The sequence below is a fragment of the Kitasatospora sp. NPDC058032 genome (assembly GCF_042885845.1).
In the GTDB taxonomy this organism is placed as follows: Bacteria; Actinomycetota; Actinomycetes; order Streptomycetales; family Streptomycetaceae; genus Kitasatospora.
The window spans coordinates 50,718-68,112 of sequence record NZ_JBHVRK010000002.1 but is presented as its reverse complement, the minus strand read 5'-3'; the positions used below and the strand labels follow the sequence as shown (position 1 = coordinate 68,112).

Annotated in this window: 19 protein-coding genes; 11 read left to right on the top strand and 8 right to left on the bottom strand. The window is 74.5% G+C overall.

The window, feature by feature from the left end:
• Nucleotides 1–60 precede the first annotated feature (60 nt).
• A complete protein-coding gene (locus ACFVUH_RS03265) occupies nt 61–432 on the top strand; it encodes a VOC family protein (RefSeq protein WP_387910864.1) in 372 nt (123 codons plus the stop codon).
• A 9-nt stretch (nt 433–441) separates the two neighbouring features.
• On the opposite strand, the gene ACFVUH_RS03260 is transcribed toward ACFVUH_RS03265, so the two are convergent.
• Nucleotides 442–1,032: a maleylpyruvate isomerase N-terminal domain-containing protein gene (locus ACFVUH_RS03260; RefSeq protein WP_387910862.1), complete on the bottom strand. Its 591-nt coding sequence runs from the start codon at nt 1,030–1,032 to the stop codon at nt 442–444.
• Nucleotides 1,033–1,158: 126 nt separating this feature from the next.
• Between ACFVUH_RS03260 and ACFVUH_RS03255 the strand changes: the two genes are divergently transcribed.
• Nucleotides 1,159–1,818: an NAD(P)-dependent oxidoreductase gene (locus ACFVUH_RS03255; protein ID WP_387910860.1), complete on the top strand. Its 660-nt coding sequence runs from the start codon at nt 1,159–1,161 to the stop codon at nt 1,816–1,818.
• Nucleotides 1,819–1,891: 73 nt separating this feature from the next.
• Here the strand turns inward: ACFVUH_RS03255 and ACFVUH_RS03250 are convergent, their stop codons facing one another.
• Nucleotides 1,892–2,674, bottom strand: coding sequence for a class III extradiol ring-cleavage dioxygenase (locus tag ACFVUH_RS03250; RefSeq protein WP_355368713.1), 783 nt, complete (start codon nt 2,672–2,674; stop codon nt 1,892–1,894).
• A gap of 133 nt (nt 2,675–2,807) precedes the next feature.
• Between ACFVUH_RS03250 and ACFVUH_RS03245 the strand changes: the two genes are divergently transcribed.
• Entirely contained in the window at nt 2,808–3,323 is a 516-nt protein-coding gene (locus ACFVUH_RS03245) for a MarR family transcriptional regulator (protein WP_355368711.1), read from the top strand.
• 21 nt (nt 3,324–3,344) lie between these two features.
• Here the strand turns inward: ACFVUH_RS03245 and ACFVUH_RS03240 are convergent, their stop codons facing one another.
• Nucleotides 3,345–4,610 (bottom strand): DUF6596 domain-containing protein, encoded by a 1,266-nt coding sequence (locus ACFVUH_RS03240; protein WP_355368839.1) that lies wholly within the window; start codon nt 4,608–4,610, stop codon nt 3,345–3,347.
• A 104-nt stretch (nt 4,611–4,714) separates the two neighbouring features.
• Nucleotides 4,715–5,089, bottom strand: coding sequence for a YciI family protein (locus ACFVUH_RS03235; RefSeq protein WP_387910858.1), 375 nt, complete (start codon nt 5,087–5,089; stop codon nt 4,715–4,717).
• Between the two features lie 247 nt (nt 5,090–5,336).
• Between ACFVUH_RS03235 and ACFVUH_RS03230 the strand changes: the two genes are divergently transcribed.
• Nucleotides 5,337–5,702, top strand: a complete 366-nt coding sequence (locus tag ACFVUH_RS03230; protein WP_355368707.1) for a nuclear transport factor 2 family protein — start codon at nt 5,337–5,339, stop codon at nt 5,700–5,702.
• A gap of 97 nt (nt 5,703–5,799) precedes the next feature.
• On the opposite strand, the gene ACFVUH_RS03225 is transcribed toward ACFVUH_RS03230, so the two are convergent.
• Complete coding sequence (locus tag ACFVUH_RS03225) at nt 5,800–6,927, bottom strand: hypothetical protein (RefSeq protein WP_387910856.1); 1,128 nt, start codon at nt 6,925–6,927, stop codon at nt 5,800–5,802.
• 88 nt (nt 6,928–7,015) lie between these two features.
• Here ACFVUH_RS03225 and ACFVUH_RS03220 point away from each other — a divergent pair, with 88 nt between their 5' ends.
• The gene (locus tag ACFVUH_RS03220; RefSeq protein ID WP_387910854.1) at nt 7,016–7,528 is read left to right on the top strand and encodes a GNAT family N-acetyltransferase; all 513 of its coding nucleotides are present in this window, start codon (nt 7,016–7,018) and stop codon (nt 7,526–7,528) included.
• A 61-nt stretch (nt 7,529–7,589) separates the two neighbouring features.
• Here ACFVUH_RS03220 and ACFVUH_RS03215 read toward each other — a convergent pair whose 3' ends face one another.
• Nucleotides 7,590–8,648, bottom strand: coding sequence for a fatty acid desaturase family protein (locus ACFVUH_RS03215; protein ID WP_387910852.1), 1,059 nt, complete (start codon nt 8,646–8,648; stop codon nt 7,590–7,592).
• 180 nt (nt 8,649–8,828) lie between these two features.
• On the opposite strand from ACFVUH_RS03215, the gene ACFVUH_RS03210 reads away from it, so the two are divergent.
• The 5 genes from ACFVUH_RS03210 (at nt 8,829) to ACFVUH_RS03190 (ending at nt 14,346) form a co-directional block, all read left to right on the top strand.
• Nucleotides 8,829–10,328 carry a DUF2079 domain-containing protein gene (locus ACFVUH_RS03210; protein ID WP_387910850.1) on the top strand — a complete coding sequence of 500 codons (1,500 nt, stop codon included), beginning with the start codon at nt 8,829–8,831 and terminating at the stop codon, nt 10,326–10,328.
• 106 nt (nt 10,329–10,434) lie between these two features.
• Complete coding sequence (locus ACFVUH_RS03205) at nt 10,435–10,875, top strand: GntR family transcriptional regulator (RefSeq protein ID WP_387910848.1); 441 nt, start codon at nt 10,435–10,437, stop codon at nt 10,873–10,875.
• A gap of 18 nt (nt 10,876–10,893) precedes the next feature.
• Nucleotides 10,894–11,823 (top strand): ABC transporter ATP-binding protein, encoded by a 930-nt coding sequence (locus ACFVUH_RS03200; protein ID WP_387910846.1) that lies wholly within the window; start codon nt 10,894–10,896, stop codon nt 11,821–11,823.
• Entirely contained in the window at nt 11,820–12,860 is a 1,041-nt protein-coding gene (locus ACFVUH_RS03195; protein WP_387910844.1) for a hypothetical protein, read from the top strand. The genes ACFVUH_RS03200 and ACFVUH_RS03195 overlap by 4 nt, the downstream gene beginning before the upstream one ends.
• 139 nt (nt 12,861–12,999) lie before the next feature.
• Nucleotides 13,000–14,346, top strand: a complete 1,347-nt coding sequence (locus tag ACFVUH_RS03190; RefSeq protein WP_387910843.1) for an FAD-dependent oxidoreductase — start codon at nt 13,000–13,002, stop codon at nt 14,344–14,346.
• Nucleotides 14,347–14,382: 36 nt separating this feature from the next.
• Here ACFVUH_RS03190 and ACFVUH_RS03185 read toward each other — a convergent pair whose 3' ends face one another.
• Together ACFVUH_RS03185 and ACFVUH_RS03180 are read right to left on the bottom strand one after the other, a co-directional pair.
• Entirely contained in the window at nt 14,383–15,411 is a 1,029-nt protein-coding gene (locus ACFVUH_RS03185) for a LacI family DNA-binding transcriptional regulator (RefSeq protein WP_387910841.1), read from the bottom strand.
• A 190-nt stretch (nt 15,412–15,601) separates the two neighbouring features.
• A complete protein-coding gene (locus ACFVUH_RS03180) occupies nt 15,602–16,465 on the bottom strand; it encodes a MurR/RpiR family transcriptional regulator (RefSeq protein WP_387910839.1) in 864 nt (287 codons plus the stop codon).
• 81 nt (nt 16,466–16,546) lie between these two features.
• Here ACFVUH_RS03180 and ACFVUH_RS03175 point away from each other — a divergent pair, with 81 nt between their 5' ends.
• Complete coding sequence (locus ACFVUH_RS03175) at nt 16,547–17,395, top strand: EamA family transporter (RefSeq protein WP_387910837.1); 849 nt, start codon at nt 16,547–16,549, stop codon at nt 17,393–17,395.

Sequence of the window (17,395 nt, the reverse complement as noted above, 5' to 3'; positions counted from 1 at the left end):
GACTGGACCGCCGTCGTGATCCGAGCCAGAGTGGCCCCCATGGCTTCTTTGGTGAGACATGTGACGATCGATTGCGCCGACCCCTACGCCCTGGCCCGGTTCTGGGCGGAGGTCCTGGACGGCACCCTGGGTGCGGACGACAACCCCGGTGACCCGGAGGCCGTGGTCGAGTCGGCGGGCGCCTCGTTGCTCTTCATCCGGGTGCCCGACGGCAAGTCCGTCAAGAACCGCGTCCACCTGGACGTCCAGCCGCAGGACCGCACCCGGGACGAGGAGGTGGAGCGCCTCCTCGCCCTGGGTGCGACGCTGTTCGAGGACCACCGCACCCCGGACGGCAAGGGCTGGGCGACCCTCACCGACCTCGAGGGAAACGAGTTCTGCGTCGAGCGCAGTGCCGCCGAGCGGATCGCCACCGAGGCCGCGACCGGCTGACCCCGCGTTCTACTCGACGGCCGCCCGCCAGCTCCACGAGGTCCGGCGCGGGCGGCCGTCGAGCTCCCCGCGGCCGGTGCACCAAAGCAGCACGTCCACCGGATCCCCGGCGGGCGCGTCGGGGAAGAGCCGGGCCAGTACGGCCGTGGCGAGCCGCTGCGGGGGCCGCCACTCCAGGCCGAGCCCGAGGGCGATGTCATGGGTGTGCAGCAGGGTCTCGGTGACGCCCATCGCGGCGAAGCCGGCCGGGTCGCACGGCCCGTGGTGGTACGCCCGCAGGGTGGGCGGGGCCGCGTCCAGGGCGGTGGCCAGCAGCTGCGCGCAGGCCGTGACCACGGTGAGCACCTCGGCCGGCCCGGCCTCCGGGCGCACCGTCAGGTCCATCGGCAGATAGCGGTCGGCGGGCCGGGCGGCGAGCTGGCCGGCGTAGGCGAGCAGGTCGTGCGCGATGTGGGCGGCGGTCTCCCAGCAGCTCCACTCCAGCAGTCCGGCGGGCGCCTCCCAGTGGGCGCCGCCGGCCTCGGCGGCGGGCCCCAGGACGGCCGTCAGCTCGCCGAGCGCCGCCCGGACGTCATCACCGTTCAACGGACGATCAGTCATCGGCCCACCGTCTCACCCGTTCCCGCGTGTCCGCCAGGGGCCCGCCCGCCCCGGGTGCTACTGCTGGCTCCGGATCCCCACCCGGCCGCCTTCCCGCCGCCCCCCGGAGAACAGGTAGGTACCCCCATGGCCAGCATCGCCGTGTTCGGCGCCAACGGCACCATCGGCAGCGCCGTCGTCGCGGAGGCCGCCGCGCGCGGCCACCGGGTGACGGCGGTCGTCCGCACCCCGTCCCGCTTCGACACCGCGCGCTACCCGGCGGAGGTGTCCGTCGAGCGCGGCGACGTGCTGGACCCGGCGGACGTGACCCGGGTCGCGGCCGGACGGGACGCCCTGGTGAGCGCGGTCGGCGGCGGCGACGGCCCGGGCCACCGGGCGTTGATCGAACCGGCCGCCCGGGCGCTGGTCGAGGGGCTGCGCCGGCTCGGCGGCGAGGCGCCCAGGCTGATCTCGGTCGGCGGCGCGGGCAGCCTGGAGACCGCGCCCGGCACCCGGGTCTGGGACGCCCCGGGCCTGCCGGAGGCGGTGCTGGAGATCATGCACGCGCACGGCGACGCGCTGGAGTACTTCCGGACGGTTTCGGACGTGCGCTGGACGGTGCTCAGTCCGGCCGCCCGGATCGGCCCGGGGGAGCGCACCGGCCGCTACCGCACCGCGCTGGAGCAACTGCTCACCGACGCGGCGGGGGAGAGCCGGATCTCGGTGCCGGACTACGCGGTGGCGCTGGTCGACGAGATCGAGCAGCCCGAGCACATCGGCGAGCGCTTCACCTGCGGCGCGCTCTGACCGGCGCGCTCCGGCCGGCATTCGCCGGCCGGCGCGGTCGACCGTCGGGCAGGCCGTCGGGCGGGCCGGGCCGTCAGCCGAGCTGGATCGAGCGCTTCGCCAGGCCCATCCAGAACCCGTCGATCACCGTGCGCTGGCCCGCCAGTTCGTCCTCCGCCGCGCCGAGCGTGACGAACAGCGGGGCGAAGTGCTCGGTGCGCGGGTGGGCGAGCCGCCCGGCCGGGGCCTTCTGCTCGAAGTCGAGCAGCGCGTCGAGGTCCTGGGCCTCCAGCGCGCGCCGGCCCCAGTCGTCGAACTCGGCCATCACCGAGGTGACCCGGCCGTCGCGGCTGAGCGCCCGCAGGTTGTGGGTGAAGAAGCCGCTGCCGACGATCAGCACGCCCTCGTCGCGCAGCGGGGCGAGCCGGCGGCCGATCTCCAGCAGCCGCTGCGGGTCCAGGGTCGGCATGGAGACCTGGAGGACCGGGATGTCCGCCTCCGGGAACATCTCCACCAGCGGGACGTACGCGCCGTGGTCGAGGCCCCGGTCCGGGATGTCCTGGACGGGTGTCCCGGGGGCGCGCAGCAGCTTGCGCACGCGCTCGGCGAGCTCCGGTGCGCCGGGGGCGGCGTACTGGACGCGGTAGTAGTGCTCGGGGAAGCCCCAGAAGTCGTAGACCAGCGGCACGGTGGTGACGGCGCCGAGCGCGAGCGGGGCCTCCTCCCAGTGCGCGGAGACCATCAGGATCGCCTTGGGCCGGGGCAGGCCGGCGGACCAGGCGGCCAGCTCACCGGGCCAGACCGGGTCGTCGGCGAGCGGCGGCGCGCCGTGCGACAGGTAGAGGGCGGGCATGCGCTCGGGGGCGGCGGTGCTCATGGCGACTGTTCTCCTCTGACGCTCGGGGTGTGGTGCTCAGCGACTGGATACGGGTCGGTAGTTCAAATTTGAACCTGACAAGGTAGACCGTACACCTTCGTTCGAATTTGAACAATAGGAGTACGATCACCCCATGCCCTCCACCTCGTCCGCACCTTCGGCGCCCCCCTCCGCCGCCTCCCCGTACGAGCCCCGGTGGCTCGACGAGGAGGAGATGGCCGCCTGGCGGAGCTTCGTCACCGCGAGCAACCTGCTCAACCGTCGCCTGGAACGCCAGCTCAAGGAGGAATCGGGCCTCTCCCACACCCAGTACGAGATCCTCGTCCACCTCTCCGCCGCCCCGGCCGGCTCGTTGCGCATGACCGAGCTGGCGGACATCCTGGTCACCTCCAAGAGCGGGCTGACCTACCAGGTCACCCAGCTGGAGAAGATGGGTCTGGTCGGCCGCCGCTCCTGTCCCAGCGACGTGCGCGGCGTCTTCGCCGAGCTCACCGAGCAGGGGAGCGAGATGCTGCGCGAGGCCGCCCCCGGCCATGTCGCCCTGGTCCGCGAACTGCTCATCGACGTGCTCACCCGGGAGCAGCTGGCCGTGCTCGCCGACGGCCTCGGCCAGGTCAGCGCCCGGCTGCGGCTCGACGACGCCCTCTGACCCCCGAACCCCCGGAAACCCTCAGCCCTCGAACCCTCCACCCTCGTCCGCTCGGGCTGCTGCCGCCTCGGCCGCCTCCGCCGCCTTGGCGAGCAGCAGCTCCCGCTCCCGGACGTTGCGGGTGAGCCCCGCCGCCCGCTCGAACTCCGCCCGCGCCTCGGCGCCCCGCCCCAGCCGCGCCAACAGGTCGCCCCGGACGCTGGGCAGCAGGTGGTACGCGTGCAGCGCCGGCTCGGCCGCCAGCGCGTCCACCACCTCCAGCGCCACCGCCGGTCCCTCGGCCATCGACAGCGCCACCGCCCGGTTCAGCTCCACCACCGGGGACGGCGTCAGCGCCATCAGCCGGCCGTAGAGCGCGGCGATGGTCGCCCAGTCGGTGTCCTCGTAGCGCGCGGCCCGGGCGTGGCAGGCGGCGATCGCGGCCTGCACGGAGTACGGCCCGCCGCCCGCCCGCCCCAGGGCGGTGAGCCCGCGCCGGATCAGCAGCCGGTCCCAGCGGGCGCGGTTCTGGTCGGCGAGCAGCACGGGCTCACCGCCCGGCCCGGTGCGGGTGGCCGTGCGGGAGGCCTGGAACTCCAGCAGCGCCGCCAGCCCGTGCGCCTCCGGCTCCGCGGGCATCAGCGCGGCCAGCAGCCGGGCCAGCCGCAGCGCGTCCTCGCAGAGCGCGGGCCGCAGCAGGTCGTCCCCGGCGGTCGCCGAGTAGCCCTCGTTGAAGACCAGGTAGACGACCTCCAGCACGGAGGAGAGCCGGGCCGCCCGCTCGTCCCCGTACGGGACCTCGAACGGTATCCCGGCCCGCGCCAGCGTCCGCTTGGCGCGCACGATCCGCTGGGCCACGGTCGGCTCGGTGGTGAGGAAGGCCCGGGCGATCTCCGCCGTGGTCAGCCCGCCGAGCAGCCGCAGGGTGAGCGCGATCCGGGCCGGCGCCGACAGCACCGGGTGGCAGACGGTGAAGATCAGCCGCAGCAGGTCGTCGTCGATGTCGTCCGGCCCGGACGGCTCGGGCGGCGGGACGTCCTCCAGCGCCCGCCCGACCTCGGCGAGCTTGCGCGCGTAGGTCTCCCGGCGGCGGACCAGGTCGATCGCGCGGTGCTTGGCGGTGGCCATGAGCCAGGCGCCCGGACGGTCCGGGACGCCCGACTCGGGCCACTGCTCCAGGGCGGCGACCAGCGCGTCCTGCGCCAGCTCCTCGGCGATGCCGACGTCGCGCACGATCCGGGTGACCCCCGCGATGATCCGCGCGGACTCGATCCTGAAGACGGTCTCGACCGTCCTGGCCGTCTCCACCGCCCCCGCCGTCCGCGCCGGCTCAGCCGTTCCCGCGTTGCGCTCCGTCACGATCACCCATCAGAGCAGCCGCCGCCCACCGCGGCAAACCACCGCCCCGTCGGTCACGCCTCCGGGGACGCGGTGCCCTCGTCGATCTGGCGCAGCTCGGCGCCGACGTGCCAGTGCGCCGGGTGCGTCTCCAGGAAGCGCCGGGTCCACTCGACGGCCTCGGCCTTGTCCTTGCACTGGAGCAGCGCGTAGCCGCCCACGACCTCCTTGGTCTCGGTGAACGGGCCGTCGGTGCAGCTCACCTTCCCGCCGTCCCAGAGCAGCCGGGTGCCCTCCTTGGTGGGCAGCAGCCCGGCGGTGTCCAGCATCACCCCGGCCTTGGTGATCTCCTCGAACAGGGCGCCCATCCGCTGCTCGAAGCCGGGGTCGGAGCGGAATTCGGAGGCCTGCTGCTCGTCGATGCGGATCAGTGACAGGAAACGCGGCATGGTGGCTCACTCCTCGTCGGTGTGCGGGCGGGGCCTCTCCCCGCCTCTCACCCCTGCGTCGAACGGGCTCGGGGCCTTTCGACAGCCGGCCGGAAAATTCTCGCGGGGGATCTCCGGGCCGGCCACCGCGGCCCGTTGCTCCGTGGCCGTCCGCGCTCCGCCGCGCTCCGAGTCGCCCCGCTCCGAGCCGACGATCGCTCCGCCGAATCCCGCCCCGCGTCCGCGCCGTGACGGGGAGGATGGGGGCATGACCATCGATCATGCTTTCGCGCAGCGGTTCGCCGAGGAGTGGGTGGCGGTGTGGAACGCCCGCGACCTGGAGGGCGTCCTCGCGCACTACGCCGACGACGTCGTCTTCGTCTCGCCCCGGGTCGTCAGCTTCCTCGGGGACCCGTCGGGGGAGGTGCGCGGCAAGGACGCGCTGCGGGCGTACTGGAGCAAGGCCCTGGCGCTGCTGCCCGACCTGCACTTCACCCTGGACTCGGTGCGGGTCTCGGTCGACACGATCGTGCTCGACTACCGCAACGAGCGCGGCGTGGCCGTCGCGGAGGCGCTGACCTTCCGCGACGGCCTGGTCTGCCGCGGCTTCGGCGCCTACGGGCCGGAGAGCTGACCCCGGGCGGTCCCAGGTCGACCGGGCTGCCCGGGCCGTCCGGGCCGCCCGCCCGGAACGGGGAGGGGCGCGTGGGAAGCGCCCCTCCCCGCGGCCGCTACAGCCCCTGCCCCGCCCCGGAGTTCTTCGCCGGCCGCAGCTCGGCCGCCAGCGGCTCCGCCTTGGCCCGCTTCACCGCCAGCGCGCGGGCCAGGTCGAAGGCCGCCACCGGATCCTCCTGCTCGCTCCACGGCCGCGCGCCGCACCACGGCCCGACCGCCCGGAACTGCTCCAGCGCGACCCCGTAGACGTCCGCCTCGCCGGCGAAGTGCGCCAGCAGGTGCCGTAGCTGCGGCAGCCGCTCGTCGTCCGGCCGGACCTGCCGGAACTGGGCGGCGAGGTTCTCGATCCGCCACTTGGTCTTGTCCGCCGTGATCGTGCCGGCGATGCTGCGCCGCTCCTCCAGCTCCGCGAGGGCGTGCAGGTAGATCCCGCCCAGCGGGCTCCCCGGCGGGGCCGCGTCCATGGCGCGCTCCGCGAAGGCCAGCATCTGCTTGTCGGAGCCGAACCACTTCTCGCACCAGTACTGCATGGCCTGCCAGTGGCCGTCGTAGTGGTACCAGGCGCGCTTCATCAGCTCGTCCCAGGCCTCCTGGAACTGCTCCGGGGTGAACTGCGCCCCGCGCGCCGCCGTCACGACCACCACCCACGGACCCGGGTTCGCCGGGTCCAGCAGGGCCGCCCGGCGGGCCGCCTCGATCGCGGCCGGCAGCAGCTCGCGGAAGGCGTTGATCGCGTCGTCGCCGACCTCGCCGCGGTAGCCGGAGCCGCGCACCTCCCAGGCGCGGTGCACCATCAGCTTCGCCTCCAGGGTGGCGGCGTCGCAGTTGCCGGGCTCGGCGGAGCGCCAGGCGCCCAGCCAGCCGTCCCCGTCGCCGGCGATCGCGGCCAGCAGCCCCAGCCGCTCCCACCGCTCGTCCCAGTTGTCGCCCGCCTCGGCGACGTAGCCGGCCGCCGGGCGCCAGTCCCCGGCCCAGGCCGCGTCGGCGATCGCCTGCGAGCGCTTCCGCCGCTCCAGCGGGGCGGGCGGTCCGGACCGGGTCGGGTCCAGCCGCTCGCGCGGGGCCATGCCGTACGCCGCCGGGTCGAAGCCGTCCCGGGCCCACTTCAGATGGCGCTTGCGGCGGACGATCCGGTAGACGACGTAGCCCACCAGGAAGATGACGAGGATCAGCACACGTATCACGACGGCGAATCATCCCCGGTGGGAGGTGGTGCGTGCAAAGTCGAAAACGGTTCGCCGAATGCGGCGTTTCATGGAAGCATCCGCGCGTATGGGGACGATTCTGCACGGCACGCACGTCACGCTCCGCCCGGCGGTCGCCGGGGACATCCCGGCCCTGGTCGCGATCCGCCGCACCCCCGAGGTCTACGCCCGCTGGCGCGGCGGTGAGGACCTCACCGACGCCGTCACCACCGATCTCGCCGAGTCCGGCACCGAGACCTTCGCCATCGAGGCCGAGGGCCGGCTCGTCGGCGCCGTCCAGTGGTACGCCAACGACGACGACGAGTACCGCCACGCCGGTCTGGACATCTACCTCGACCCGGCCTGCCACGGCCGCGGCTACGGAACCGACGCCGTGCGCACCCTGGCCCGCCACCTGGTCGGCCACCACCGCTTCCACCGGCTGGTCATCGACCCGGCGGTCGACAACCTGCCGGCGATCCGCTGCTACGAGAAGGTCGGCTTCCGCCCGGTGGGCGTGATGCGCCGGTACGAGCGTGACGCCGACGGCGGCTGGCACGACAACCTCCTGATGGACCTGCTCGCCGAGGAACTCGTCTGAGCGGCGGCGGCCGGCGCGCTCGGCAGGGGTCGCTCGGCGGGGCGCGCTCGGCCGCCGCCGGTCAGTGGTCCGCGCGCAGCGGCTCGCCGGTGCGATGGAGGTGGGCGAAGATCTCGCGGTAGGAGCGGAGCAGCCCGGTCTCGTGGTACGGGATGCCCTTCTCCGCGCAGAACCGGCGGGTGATCCGGGCGGCACGCGGGAGCGCCGGGGTCGGCATGCTGGGGAAGAGGTGGTGCTCCACCTGGTAGTTGAGGCCGCCCATCAGCGTGTCGAGGACGGGGTTGCCGCGGACGTTGCGCGAGGTCAGCACCTGGCGGCGGAGGAAGTCCAGCCGCATCTGCGGCGTCACCATCAGCATGCCCTTGTGGTTCGGCGCGAAGACGCAGCCCAGGTAGACGCCGAGCAGGGCCTGGTGGACGGCGAGGAAGGCGACCGCCTTGCCGGCCGGCAGGGCGGTGAAGACGGCCCCGAAGTAGGCCGCGAAGTGCAGGACGAGCAGGGCGCCCTCCAGCCCGGGGCGCTTCAGGTACGGGCTGCGCAGCGCCCGGAAGCTGTTGCAGCTGAGGTTGAGGCCCTCCAGCAGGAGCAGCGGGACGAACAGGAAGGCCAGCCGCCTGCCGATGAACCGGGCGACCCCGCGTGCCTGCCGGGCCTGGTCCTGCGACCACACCACGATGTCGGGCGCGACGTCCGGGTCCCGGCCCTCGTGGTTGGGGTTGGCGTGGTGGCGGGTGTGCTTGTTCATCCACCAGCCGTAGCTCATGCCCATCAGCAGGTTGGCGACGATCCGCCCGCCGAACTCGCTTCCGCGACGTCCGCCCATGACCTGACGGTGCGCGAGGTCATGGGCCAGCAGGCCGAGTTGGCCGAAGACGACGGCCATCGCGGCGGCCACGGCGAGCTGCTGCCAGGTGTCGCCCAGTGCGAACAGGGCGTACCAGCCGCCCGTGAACGCGGCCAGCGTGACGCCGAAGCGGACCGCGTAGTAGCCGGGGCGGCGGTCGAGCAGCCCCTCCTCGGCTATCCGGCGGGTGAGCTGGGCGAAATCGCTGCCGTCCGGGGCGCGGCGCGGGGGTGCGGCCGGCACCGGGGGCAGAAGGGTCGTGGGCTCTGGGCTCATGGCAGGAAGTCTGGTGGCCGGGTCGCCGTTCCGGAACCGGAGAAACCCCCTTCCCGAGGGGGGAGTTAACCCCCCTGTCCGGGGTGGGCCACCCCCCTGGCGCGGCCCGCCCGGGGTTGACGTCCGCGCCGGGGTTCCACCACCCTTCCACTAATCAAATAGTGAAAGGGTGGTTTGTTCATGTGGGTGCTCCGCAGGGTGCTCCGCCGCCTCCGGCGGCCCTGGGTCCTGTCCTGGGGGCTGGCCGCGCTGTTCGCGGCGCTCTACTCCTGCGTCGCCGTCAACCGGCACCGGCGCGTCCTGACCCAGGCCTACGACCTGGGGATCTTCGAACAGGCGGTGCGCGCCTACGCGGACGGCCGGGCGCCGATCGTGCTGCTCAAGGGCCCCGGCTACCACCTGCTCGGGGACCACTTCCACCCGGTGCTGGTCACCCTCGCCCCGCTCTACCGGGTGTTCCCCGGCGCCGTGACGCTGCTGCTCGCCCAGGCGGTGCTGATGGCACTGGCCGTGGTGCCGCTGAGCCGGTGGGCCCACGAGGTCGGCGGCCCGCGCCTCGCGGGCACCGTCGGCTGCCTGATCGGGCTGTCCTGGGGGATCGTCGAGGCAGTCGCCGACGACTTCCACGAGATCGCGTTCGCCGTGCCGCTGCTGGCCTGCGCGGCCACCGCGCTCGGGCGGGGACGGTCGGCCGCGGCGGTGCTCTGGGCACTGCCGCTGGTGCTGGTGAAGGAGGACCTCGGGCTGACGGTGGCCGCCGTCGGGGTGCTGGTCTTCCGGCGGGCCGCGCGGGGCAGCGGGATCCGGGCGCTGGGCTTCGGGACGGCGCTCTTCGGGCTGGCGGCGACGGCGCTGACCATGCTGGTGGTGCTGCCGTCGTTCAATCCCGGCGGCGACTTCGCCTACTGGGGGCAGCTGGGTGCCGGGAAGGCCGTCGGAGCGCCGTGGGAGCTGGCGGGCCGGCTGTTCTGGCCGCCGCTGAAGTGGCTGCTGCTCGGGCTGGCCGCCGCGACCGCCGGGTTCCTCGGGCTGCGGTCGCCGCTGGCGCTGCTCTGCGTGCCGACCGTGGGGTGGCGGCTGATCGCCGACAACCCGCACTACTGGGGCGTGGGTTACCACTACAGCGCGGTGTTGATGCCGCTGCTGATCGCTGCCCTCGTGGATGCCCTGGACCGGACCGGCGCCTTCGCCCGCCGGCCCGACGCCCCCGGTCCCGCCCCCTTGGACGCTGCGTCCGCTCCCGCCGCGCCGGACGCCGCCGCCGTTCGCCCGGCCCGGCGGGCGCTGGTGGTCGCCGGGCTGGTCGCCGCCGTGACGCTCCCGGTCTACCCGCTGCACGAGCTCGCCGCCCCCGGGGCCTGGGCCACCTCGCCCCGCCTCGCGGCGACCAAGGCGCTGCTCGCCCGGATACCCGACGGCGCCACCGTCGCCGCGTCCAACCGCCTCGCCGCGCAACTGGCCGGGCGCACCACGGTCGGCCTGGTCTGCCGCGAGCCGGTGCCGTCGCCGGCCGACGACCTGTCGGACGGCCCGCAGTGGGTGGCCGTCGACCTGGCCGACCCGAGCGTGCACGCCCCCTGCGCGATCGAGGACACCCGCTGGATGCTCGGCCGGTACGAATCGTTCGGCTACCGGCCGGTCGTGGCCGACGGCGATCTGCGGCTGCTGCGCCGCCCGTAGCCGGCCAGGGCGGCTCGGAAGGTCCGGGGACCCCCGCTTCGACTTGACCACGACCTTGCGGCTTGGCACGATTCCACTAATAAACTAGTGAAAGGGTGATGCGGGTGTGATCGAATACCGCATCGAGCGGCGTAGCGGCGTCTCCACCTACCAGCAGATCGTGCAGCAGACCAAGCAGGCGCTGCGGCTCGGTGTGCTCCAGCCCGGGGACAAGCTGCCGACCGCGCGGGAGGTGGTCGAGCAGACCGCGATCAACCCGAACACCGTACTGAAGGCCTACCGCGAGCTGGAGCGCGAGGGGCTGGTCGAGCCCCGGCCGGGGCTCGGCACCTTCGTCCGCCGGTCGCTCGCCCGGCCCGGGGCGGCCGCCGACGGGCCGCTGCGGGCCGGGCTGGTGGGGTGGGTCGACGAGGCCCGCGCGGCCGGACTCGACCGCGAGGACATCGCCGCGCTGATGGCCGCCGTACTGGAGCAGCGCTTCGAGACGGGCGTCCCGGCGGCGCCGCACGGGTCGACCGGGCCGGAGGGTCCGGCCGCAACGGACTAGGGAGGGCGGGGGGACCGCATGGCGGACACGACATCCGTACCGGGGGCCGCGATACCGGCCGAGGACCGGCCGGCCGTCGAGGCGGTGGGGCTGGGCAAGCGGTACCGGCGCGACCTGTGGGCGCTGCACGACTGCACCTTCACCGTCCCGGCCGGCCGGATCTGCGGCGTGGTCGGGGCGAACGGGGCGGGCAAGAGCACCCTGCTGACCCTGGCGGCCCGGCTGATCGAGCCGACCGAGGGTGAACTGCGGGTGTTCGGCGAGGCGTTGAGCACCCCGGAGTCGCGAGCCCGGGTCGCCTACGTCACCCAGGAGAAGCCGCTCTACCCCTCCTTCACGGTGGCGGAGACCCTGCGCATCGGGCGCGAACTCAATCCCGGGTGGGACGAGGAGACCGCTCAACGGGTCATCGACATGGGGGAGCTGCCGGGCCGCGCGCGCATCGGTGCGCTCTCCGGCGGCCAGCGCACCCGGGTCGCGCTCGCGCTCGCCCTCGGCAAGCGCGCCGAACTGCTGCTGCTCGACGAGCCGATGTCCGACCTTGATCCGCTCGCCCGCCACGAGCTGATGGGCGTGCTGATGGCCGAGGCCGCCGAACGCGGCACCACCATCCTCGTCTCCTCGCACATCCTGCCCGAACTCGACGGTGTCATCGACCACTTGCTGCTGGTCCAGGCGGGCCGGATCCGGCTGGCCGGCGACCTGGAGGAGATCCTGGACGGCCACCAGTTGCTCACCGGCGTCGCCGACGGGGCCGAACTGCCCGCCGGGACCGCGGTGGAACGGCGGGTCCGGGGCCGCCAGGTCACCGCGCTGCTGCACACCGGTGAACCGGTCGACGGGCCGTGGGAGTCGACCAGGCCGAGCCTGGAGGAACTGCTGCTGGCCTACCTCCGCACCCCGCTCCCCACCGCCGTCACCGCCCCCGATCGCGAGGCCGTCGCATGAGCACCAGCGCCCTGACCGGCCCGTCCGCCGAAGTCCGCCCCGCGCACGGTCCCGGCCGCGGTCCCTCCCGGGGCACCTCCCGCGGACCGAGCGGCGTGCTCTGGCTGGCCTGGCGACAGAGCAGGGTGGCGGTGCGGACGATGGTCATCCCGGCGCTCCTCGCCGCGCTCGTCCTGATCACGATGCACGTCCTGATCCAGGACCGGGTCGAGACCATGCGCCGGATCGGCTGCCTCGAAACGGGGGTGTGGGACCTCACGTGTCAGGTGCAGGGCGGGCGGATCGGGATGCTGAGCTGGATGTTCGTGAACATCGTGCAGCCCGCCGTCACCGCCGTCCCGGTCCTGCTCGGCATGTTCCTCGGCGGGCCCCTGCTCGCCCAGGAGTACGAGAGCGGCACCCTGCGGCTGGTGCTGGCGCAGTCCGCCGCCCCGTACCGCTGGCTGGCGGCCCGGCTCGCCGTCCCGGGCGCCGTCGTGCTGCTGCTGTCCGCCGTGCTGTCGGCGCTCACCAGCTGGGTGTGGCGGTCGGACATCGTGAGCGGGGCGTGGAGCTTCGACCCGCCGTTCCAGGGGTTCACCTATCCCGTGCTCGGCACGGTCCCCGTCGCCTGGGCGCTGTTCGGCACGGCGCTCGGGGTGCTGGTCGGCCAACTGGTGCGGCGCACCGTGGTCGCCGTGCTGGTGAGCGGTGCGGCGGTGGTGCTCGCCCACGCGGTGGTGCTCGCGGTACGGCCGTTCTTCTGGCCTCTGGTCGAGGAGGAGCAGGGGTACAACAACCGGCTGGGCGGCTTCGCCCAGCCGGCCAACGCCTGGCTGGTGGAGCACGGGGTGGTGCTCGCGGACGGCACCAGGCTGACGAACGCCGAATGCGCGATCTCGTCCGATGTCTGTGCGGCCGCGCCGACCTCCTGGGGGCGCTACCACCCGGTGTCGCACTTCGTCCCGATACAGCTCGTCGAGACCGTTCTGCTGCTGGTCCTCACCGCCCTCGTGGTGACCTCCGTGTTCCGCCGGCTCACCCGGGCCGGGGTCTGACCGGACCGGCGGCCGCGCGCCGTCCGATTCCGGTCTACTGCCCACGCGCCCGGCCGACCAGACTGGGACGGCGTCACGACCGGACGTGTCGTCCGCCGTGACGGAAGCCCCCGAAGGCGCGGAAGGAGCACGGCGCAGCATGACCGAAGCGACGACTGACCCCACGGACAGCACGCAGGACGGCGGGCCGGACGGAACATCGGACAGTACGGCGGACGGAGCGCCGGACACCCCGCGGATCGCCGTCATCGGCGCCGGGCCCGCCGGCCTCACCCTCGCCCGGATCCTGCGGGTCCACGGCATCGCCGCCACCGTGTACGAGCGCGAGCCCGCCCGGGACGTCCGGGGCCAGGGCGGCACCCTCGACCTGCACGGCGACACCGGCCAACGGGCCCTGCGGGAGGCGCGGTTGACCGAGGAGTTCCGGGCGAAGGCCCGGCCGGAGGGCGAGGACTTCCGGGTCGTCGACAAGCACGGCACCGCGCACCCCGCCTTCGGGAGCCGCCCCGCCCCGGGCGCGGACGTCGCGGACACCGCGGCTCTCACGGGCGGCGGCCGGCCCGGGCGCCCCGAGATCGACCGCGGCGACCTGCGCGACCTCCTCCTCGACTCGCTCGACCCGGCCGCCGTCCGCTGGGGCCACCGCCTCGAACGCGCCGAGCCGCTCGGCGCGGGCCGGCACCGGCTGCACTTCGCCGACGGCGCGGTGCAGACCTGCGACCTGCTCGTCGGCGCGGAGGGCGCCCACTCGCGGGTCCGCCCGCTGCTCACCTCCGCCGAACCCCACTACACCGGCGTCAGCCTGGTCGAACTCGGCATCCCCGACGCCGACCGCACCGCCCCGGGGACGGCCGCCGCGGTCGGCCACGGCAGCCTGTTCGCCTTCCACGACAACAAGGGCCTGGTCCTCCAGCGCAACAGCGACGGCCGGATCCGGATCTACGCGTTCTTCCGGTGTCCCGAGGACTGGCTGACGGCGGCCGGCCTCGCCGCGCACGACCCGGACCGCACCCGGGCCGCCGTCGCCCGCCACTTCGCCGACTGGGCGCCGGAGTTCCGTGCCGCGCTGGACGCCTGCGACGACACCCTGCGCACCCAGCGGCTGGAGAAGCTGCCGGTCGGCCTGACCTGGCCGCGCCGCCCGGGCGTCACCCTGGTCGGGGACGCGGCGCACCTGATGTCGCCGTTCGCGGGCCAGGGCGTCAACCTCGCGATGTGGGACGCGGCCGAACTCGCCCTCGCGTTGGCCCCGGTGTTCGGGCGGCTCGCCGCGGAGGGCGCCGATGCCGTGGACGCGGCCGACGCCCTCGACGCGGCCGTCGCCGGCTACGAGAAGGCGATGTTCGAGCGGGGCGCGTTCTGGGCCGGGATCTCCGCGTTCCACCACGACCGGGTGCTCGCTCCCGACGGCCACGAGAACCTGCACCTCATGGCGGGCCCGCCGCAGGGCGGCCGAGCGGACGGCGGCCGACCGGACCGCGGGTGACCGTCCGAACCGCCGCCGGGCGCTGCCGGTGGCGGTTCAGGTCCCGGTGCAGCCGCAGGAGCGGCGGACCACCATCCGGGCCGGGAACATTCGGGCCCCGGGGGCCGGCGGCGTCGCGCCGTCCGCGCCCGCACTCAGCACCAGGTCGACGGCGGCGCGTGCCATCTCCGCCTGGGCGGTGGCCACGCTGGTCAGTGGCGGTCCGGCGATCACCGCCTCGGCGATGTCGTCGAAGCCCGCCACCGCGAGGTCCTCCGGCACCCGGATGCCCAGGTCGTCGGCGGCCCGCAGCAGGCCGATCGCCTGGTCGTCGGTCGCGCAGAACACGGCGGCCGGCCGGTCGGCGCGCGCCAGCAGCGCGAGCGCCTCCCGGTGAGCCCGCACGCGGTCGAACGGTGCCGCTGTCAGCCGGCCCTCGGCGGACAGCCCGGCCTCGGCGAGCGCGGCGGCCCAGCCCGCGGTGCGGAAGGTCACCGGGTCGGTCGGGCTGAGAGCGAAGGTGCCGCCGAAGCAGTGCACTTCGGCGTGCCCGTGGCCGAGCAGGTGGCGGACGACGTCCCGGGCGCCGCCCTCGTCGTCCGCGACCACCGCGATCCCGCGTTCGGTCTCGGCGCGGTGGTGCAGCAGCACGACCGGCGTCCCCTCGGTGGCGTCCACGCCGGTGACACCGGGGGCGGAGGGGTCCTGGGTCACCAGGATCAGGCCGTCCACCTGCATGCCGAGGAACGCGCGGATGTAGTGGGCCTCGCGCTCGTCCGCGTAGTCGGAGTTGCCGATCAGCAGCAGCCGCCCGCGCTCGGCGGCCGCGCGCTCCACGGTGTGCGCGAGTTCGGCGAAGAAGGGCTGGCGGGCGTCCGGCACGACCATGCCGATGAGGTCGGTGCGCCGCCTGGCCATCGCCTGCGCGACCCGGTTCGGCCGGTACCCCAGCTCCTCGACGACGGCGAGCACCCGGGCCCGCGTCGCGGCCGCCACCGGGCGCGGCCCGTCGTTGATCACATAACTCACGACCGCAGTCGACGTTCCCGCCGCCCTCGCCACGTCGTCCCGCGTCACCCTTGCCATGACCGCGAGCCTACACACCGCCACCGACCGTCCTCACGGCCATTTCACCGGATGGACGGGTGGCGCGGCGCCGGTGCGGTGGCGGTGCGGCGCCGGTGCGATGGCCGCACAGTGGCCGCACGGTGGGGTGTCGCGGCGGAAGGGAAGGGTGCTTCCGGCCTTCCGGCCTTCCGGTCGCGTTGAGGCTCCGTCAGTACGCGTGGTCGGCCGTCACGTCCGCGGACAACCGCAGGGCGCGCTCGGCCGGTTCGCCGCGCAGGGCGAGCAGGGTCTGGGTGAGGGCGTCCACCACCGTCAGGTGGGCGATCCGGCTGGCGGTGGTCTCCAGGCCGAAGACGAGGTCCTGGCCGCCGGCGACCAGGGTGTGGGTGGCGGCGTCGGCGAGCGGGGAGCGGGCGTAGCTGGTGAGGGCGACCACGGTGGCGCCGTTGTCCCGGGCGAGGCGGACCGCGTCGACCACGGTGCGGGTGGCGCCGGTGTGGCTGACGGCCAGGCAGGCGGCGGTGGGTGGCAGTTGGGCGGCGGCCAGTTGAGCGGTGATCGGGTCGGCGGGGGAGTCGGTGCGCAGGCCCAGCGCGCTCAGCCGGTACGCGGCGTCCACGACCACCGCGCCGGACAGGCCCGCGCCGAGGACCAGCACGTGGTCGGCGGTGTTCAGCGCCTCGGCCGCGGCCCGCAGCCGGTCGGGGGTGAGCGTGGTGGCGATCCCGTCGAGCGCCTCGCGGGCGGCGCGCACGGTTTCTGTGAGCGCCCGGGCGGCCGGGTCCCGGGTGTCGGCGGGGTCGGGCCCGGGGGCCGGGGCCTGCCGGACGGCGGCGATCTTCAGCTCCTGGTAGCCCCGGAAGCCGAGCCGCTGGCAGGCGCGGACCACCGAGGAGGGCGCCGTCCCGGCCAGTTCGGCGACGTCGCTCACGCTGAGGCCGACCAGGTCGGCGCCCCGGGCCAGGACCACCTGGGCGACCCGCGCCTCGCTGCCGCGCAGGTCGCCGAGCCGGGCGCGGATGTGCGCGGCCAGCTGGGACTCCAGCGGGGAAAAATCGGAATGCTCTTCCATGAGTGGAGTGTATCGTGGAATCCGATTCCGAGGGTGGCGATCCGCCGGTCCCTCGGCCGCCCATCGGAGGGGAGTCCCGTCATGCCCGCCGCCGTCCCCGTGGCCGTCCTGACCGCCGCCGTGCTGCACGCGGTCTGGAACGGGCTGGCGCACCGGATCCAGGACAAGCTGGTCGGCTTCGCGCTGATCAACCTCGCGTACACCGCCTGCGCGCTGGTCCTGGTGGTGCTCAATCCGCTCCCGGCGGCCGCGGCCTGGCCGTACCTGATCACCTCGGTGGTGCTCCAGGTGGTCTCCCAGCTGCTCCTGCTGCGCGCCTACCAGCTGGGGGACTTCGGGCAGACGTACCCGATCGCCCGCGGCTCGGCGCCCCTGCTGGTGGCGGTGCTGTCGGTCACCCTCCTCGGCGACCGGCTCGGCACCGGGGAACTGCTCGGCGTGGCCGTGATCTCCTGCGGACTGGCCGGACTGGCCTTCGCCCACGGGATACCGGGCCGGGCCCAGCTGCCCGCGCTCATGGCGGCGGCCGGCACCGGGGTGATGATCGCCGCGTACACCGTGGCGGACGGCGGCGGCGTGCGGCACGCGGGCACGGTCGGCGGTTACGTCGCCTGGCTGTTCCTGCTCCAGGGGCCGGTGCTGGCACTGATCGCCTGGGCGCGCCGGGGCCGGGGCCTGCTGGTCGGGGCCGGTCCGGCGGTCCCGTTGGGGCTGGTCGGCGGGGTGCTGTCGCTGACCGCCTACGGGCTGGTGGTCTGGGCGCAGTCCCGGGGGAACCTCGCGACGATCGCCGCGCTGCGCGAGACCAGCATCGTGATCGCCGCGCTGATCGCCACCGTGGTCTTCCGCGAACGCCTCGGGCGGCTGCGGATGGCGGCGAGCGCGACCGTCCTGGCCGGGATAGCCGTCCTGGAGCTGGCCCACCCCTGA

Excerpts from the sequence above, each read along its gene's own strand:
- ACFVUH_RS03230 (WP_355368707.1), top strand. The coding sequence starts at position 5,337 with ATGACCATCGATCATGCTTTCGCGCAGCGGTTCGCCGAGGAGTGGGTG.
- ACFVUH_RS03250 (WP_355368713.1), bottom strand. The coding sequence starts at position 2,674 with ATGAGCACCGCCGCCCCCGAGCGCATGCCCGCCCTCTACCTGTCGCAC.
- ACFVUH_RS03255 (WP_387910860.1), top strand. The coding sequence starts at position 1,159 with ATGGCCAGCATCGCCGTGTTCGGCGCCAACGGCACCATCGGCAGCGCC.
- ACFVUH_RS03175 (WP_387910837.1), top strand. The coding sequence starts at position 16,547 with ATGCCCGCCGCCGTCCCCGTGGCCGTCCTGACCGCCGCCGTGCTGCAC.
- ACFVUH_RS03215 (WP_387910852.1), bottom strand. The coding sequence starts at position 8,648 with ATGAGCCCAGAGCCCACGACCCTTCTGCCCCCGGTGCCGGCCGCACCC.
- ACFVUH_RS03235 (WP_387910858.1), bottom strand. The coding sequence starts at position 5,089 with ATGCCGCGTTTCCTGTCACTGATCCGCATCGACGAGCAGCAGGCCTCC.
- ACFVUH_RS03185 (WP_387910841.1), bottom strand. The coding sequence starts at position 15,411 with ATGGCAAGGGTGACGCGGGACGACGTGGCGAGGGCGGCGGGAACGTCG.
- ACFVUH_RS03210 (WP_387910850.1), top strand. The coding sequence starts at position 8,829 with ATGTGGGTGCTCCGCAGGGTGCTCCGCCGCCTCCGGCGGCCCTGGGTC.
- ACFVUH_RS03260 (WP_387910862.1), bottom strand. The coding sequence starts at position 1,032 with ATGACTGATCGTCCGTTGAACGGTGATGACGTCCGGGCGGCGCTCGGC.
- ACFVUH_RS03180 (WP_387910839.1), bottom strand. The coding sequence starts at position 16,465 with ATGGAAGAGCATTCCGATTTTTCCCCGCTGGAGTCCCAGCTGGCCGCG.
- ACFVUH_RS03195 (WP_387910844.1), top strand. The coding sequence starts at position 11,820 with ATGAGCACCAGCGCCCTGACCGGCCCGTCCGCCGAAGTCCGCCCCGCG.
- ACFVUH_RS03200 (WP_387910846.1), top strand. The coding sequence starts at position 10,894 with ATGGCGGACACGACATCCGTACCGGGGGCCGCGATACCGGCCGAGGAC.
- ACFVUH_RS03245 (WP_355368711.1), top strand. The coding sequence starts at position 2,808 with ATGCCCTCCACCTCGTCCGCACCTTCGGCGCCCCCCTCCGCCGCCTCC.
- ACFVUH_RS03220 (WP_387910854.1), top strand. The coding sequence starts at position 7,016 with ATGGGGACGATTCTGCACGGCACGCACGTCACGCTCCGCCCGGCGGTC.
- ACFVUH_RS03190 (WP_387910843.1), top strand. The coding sequence starts at position 13,000 with ATGACCGAAGCGACGACTGACCCCACGGACAGCACGCAGGACGGCGGG.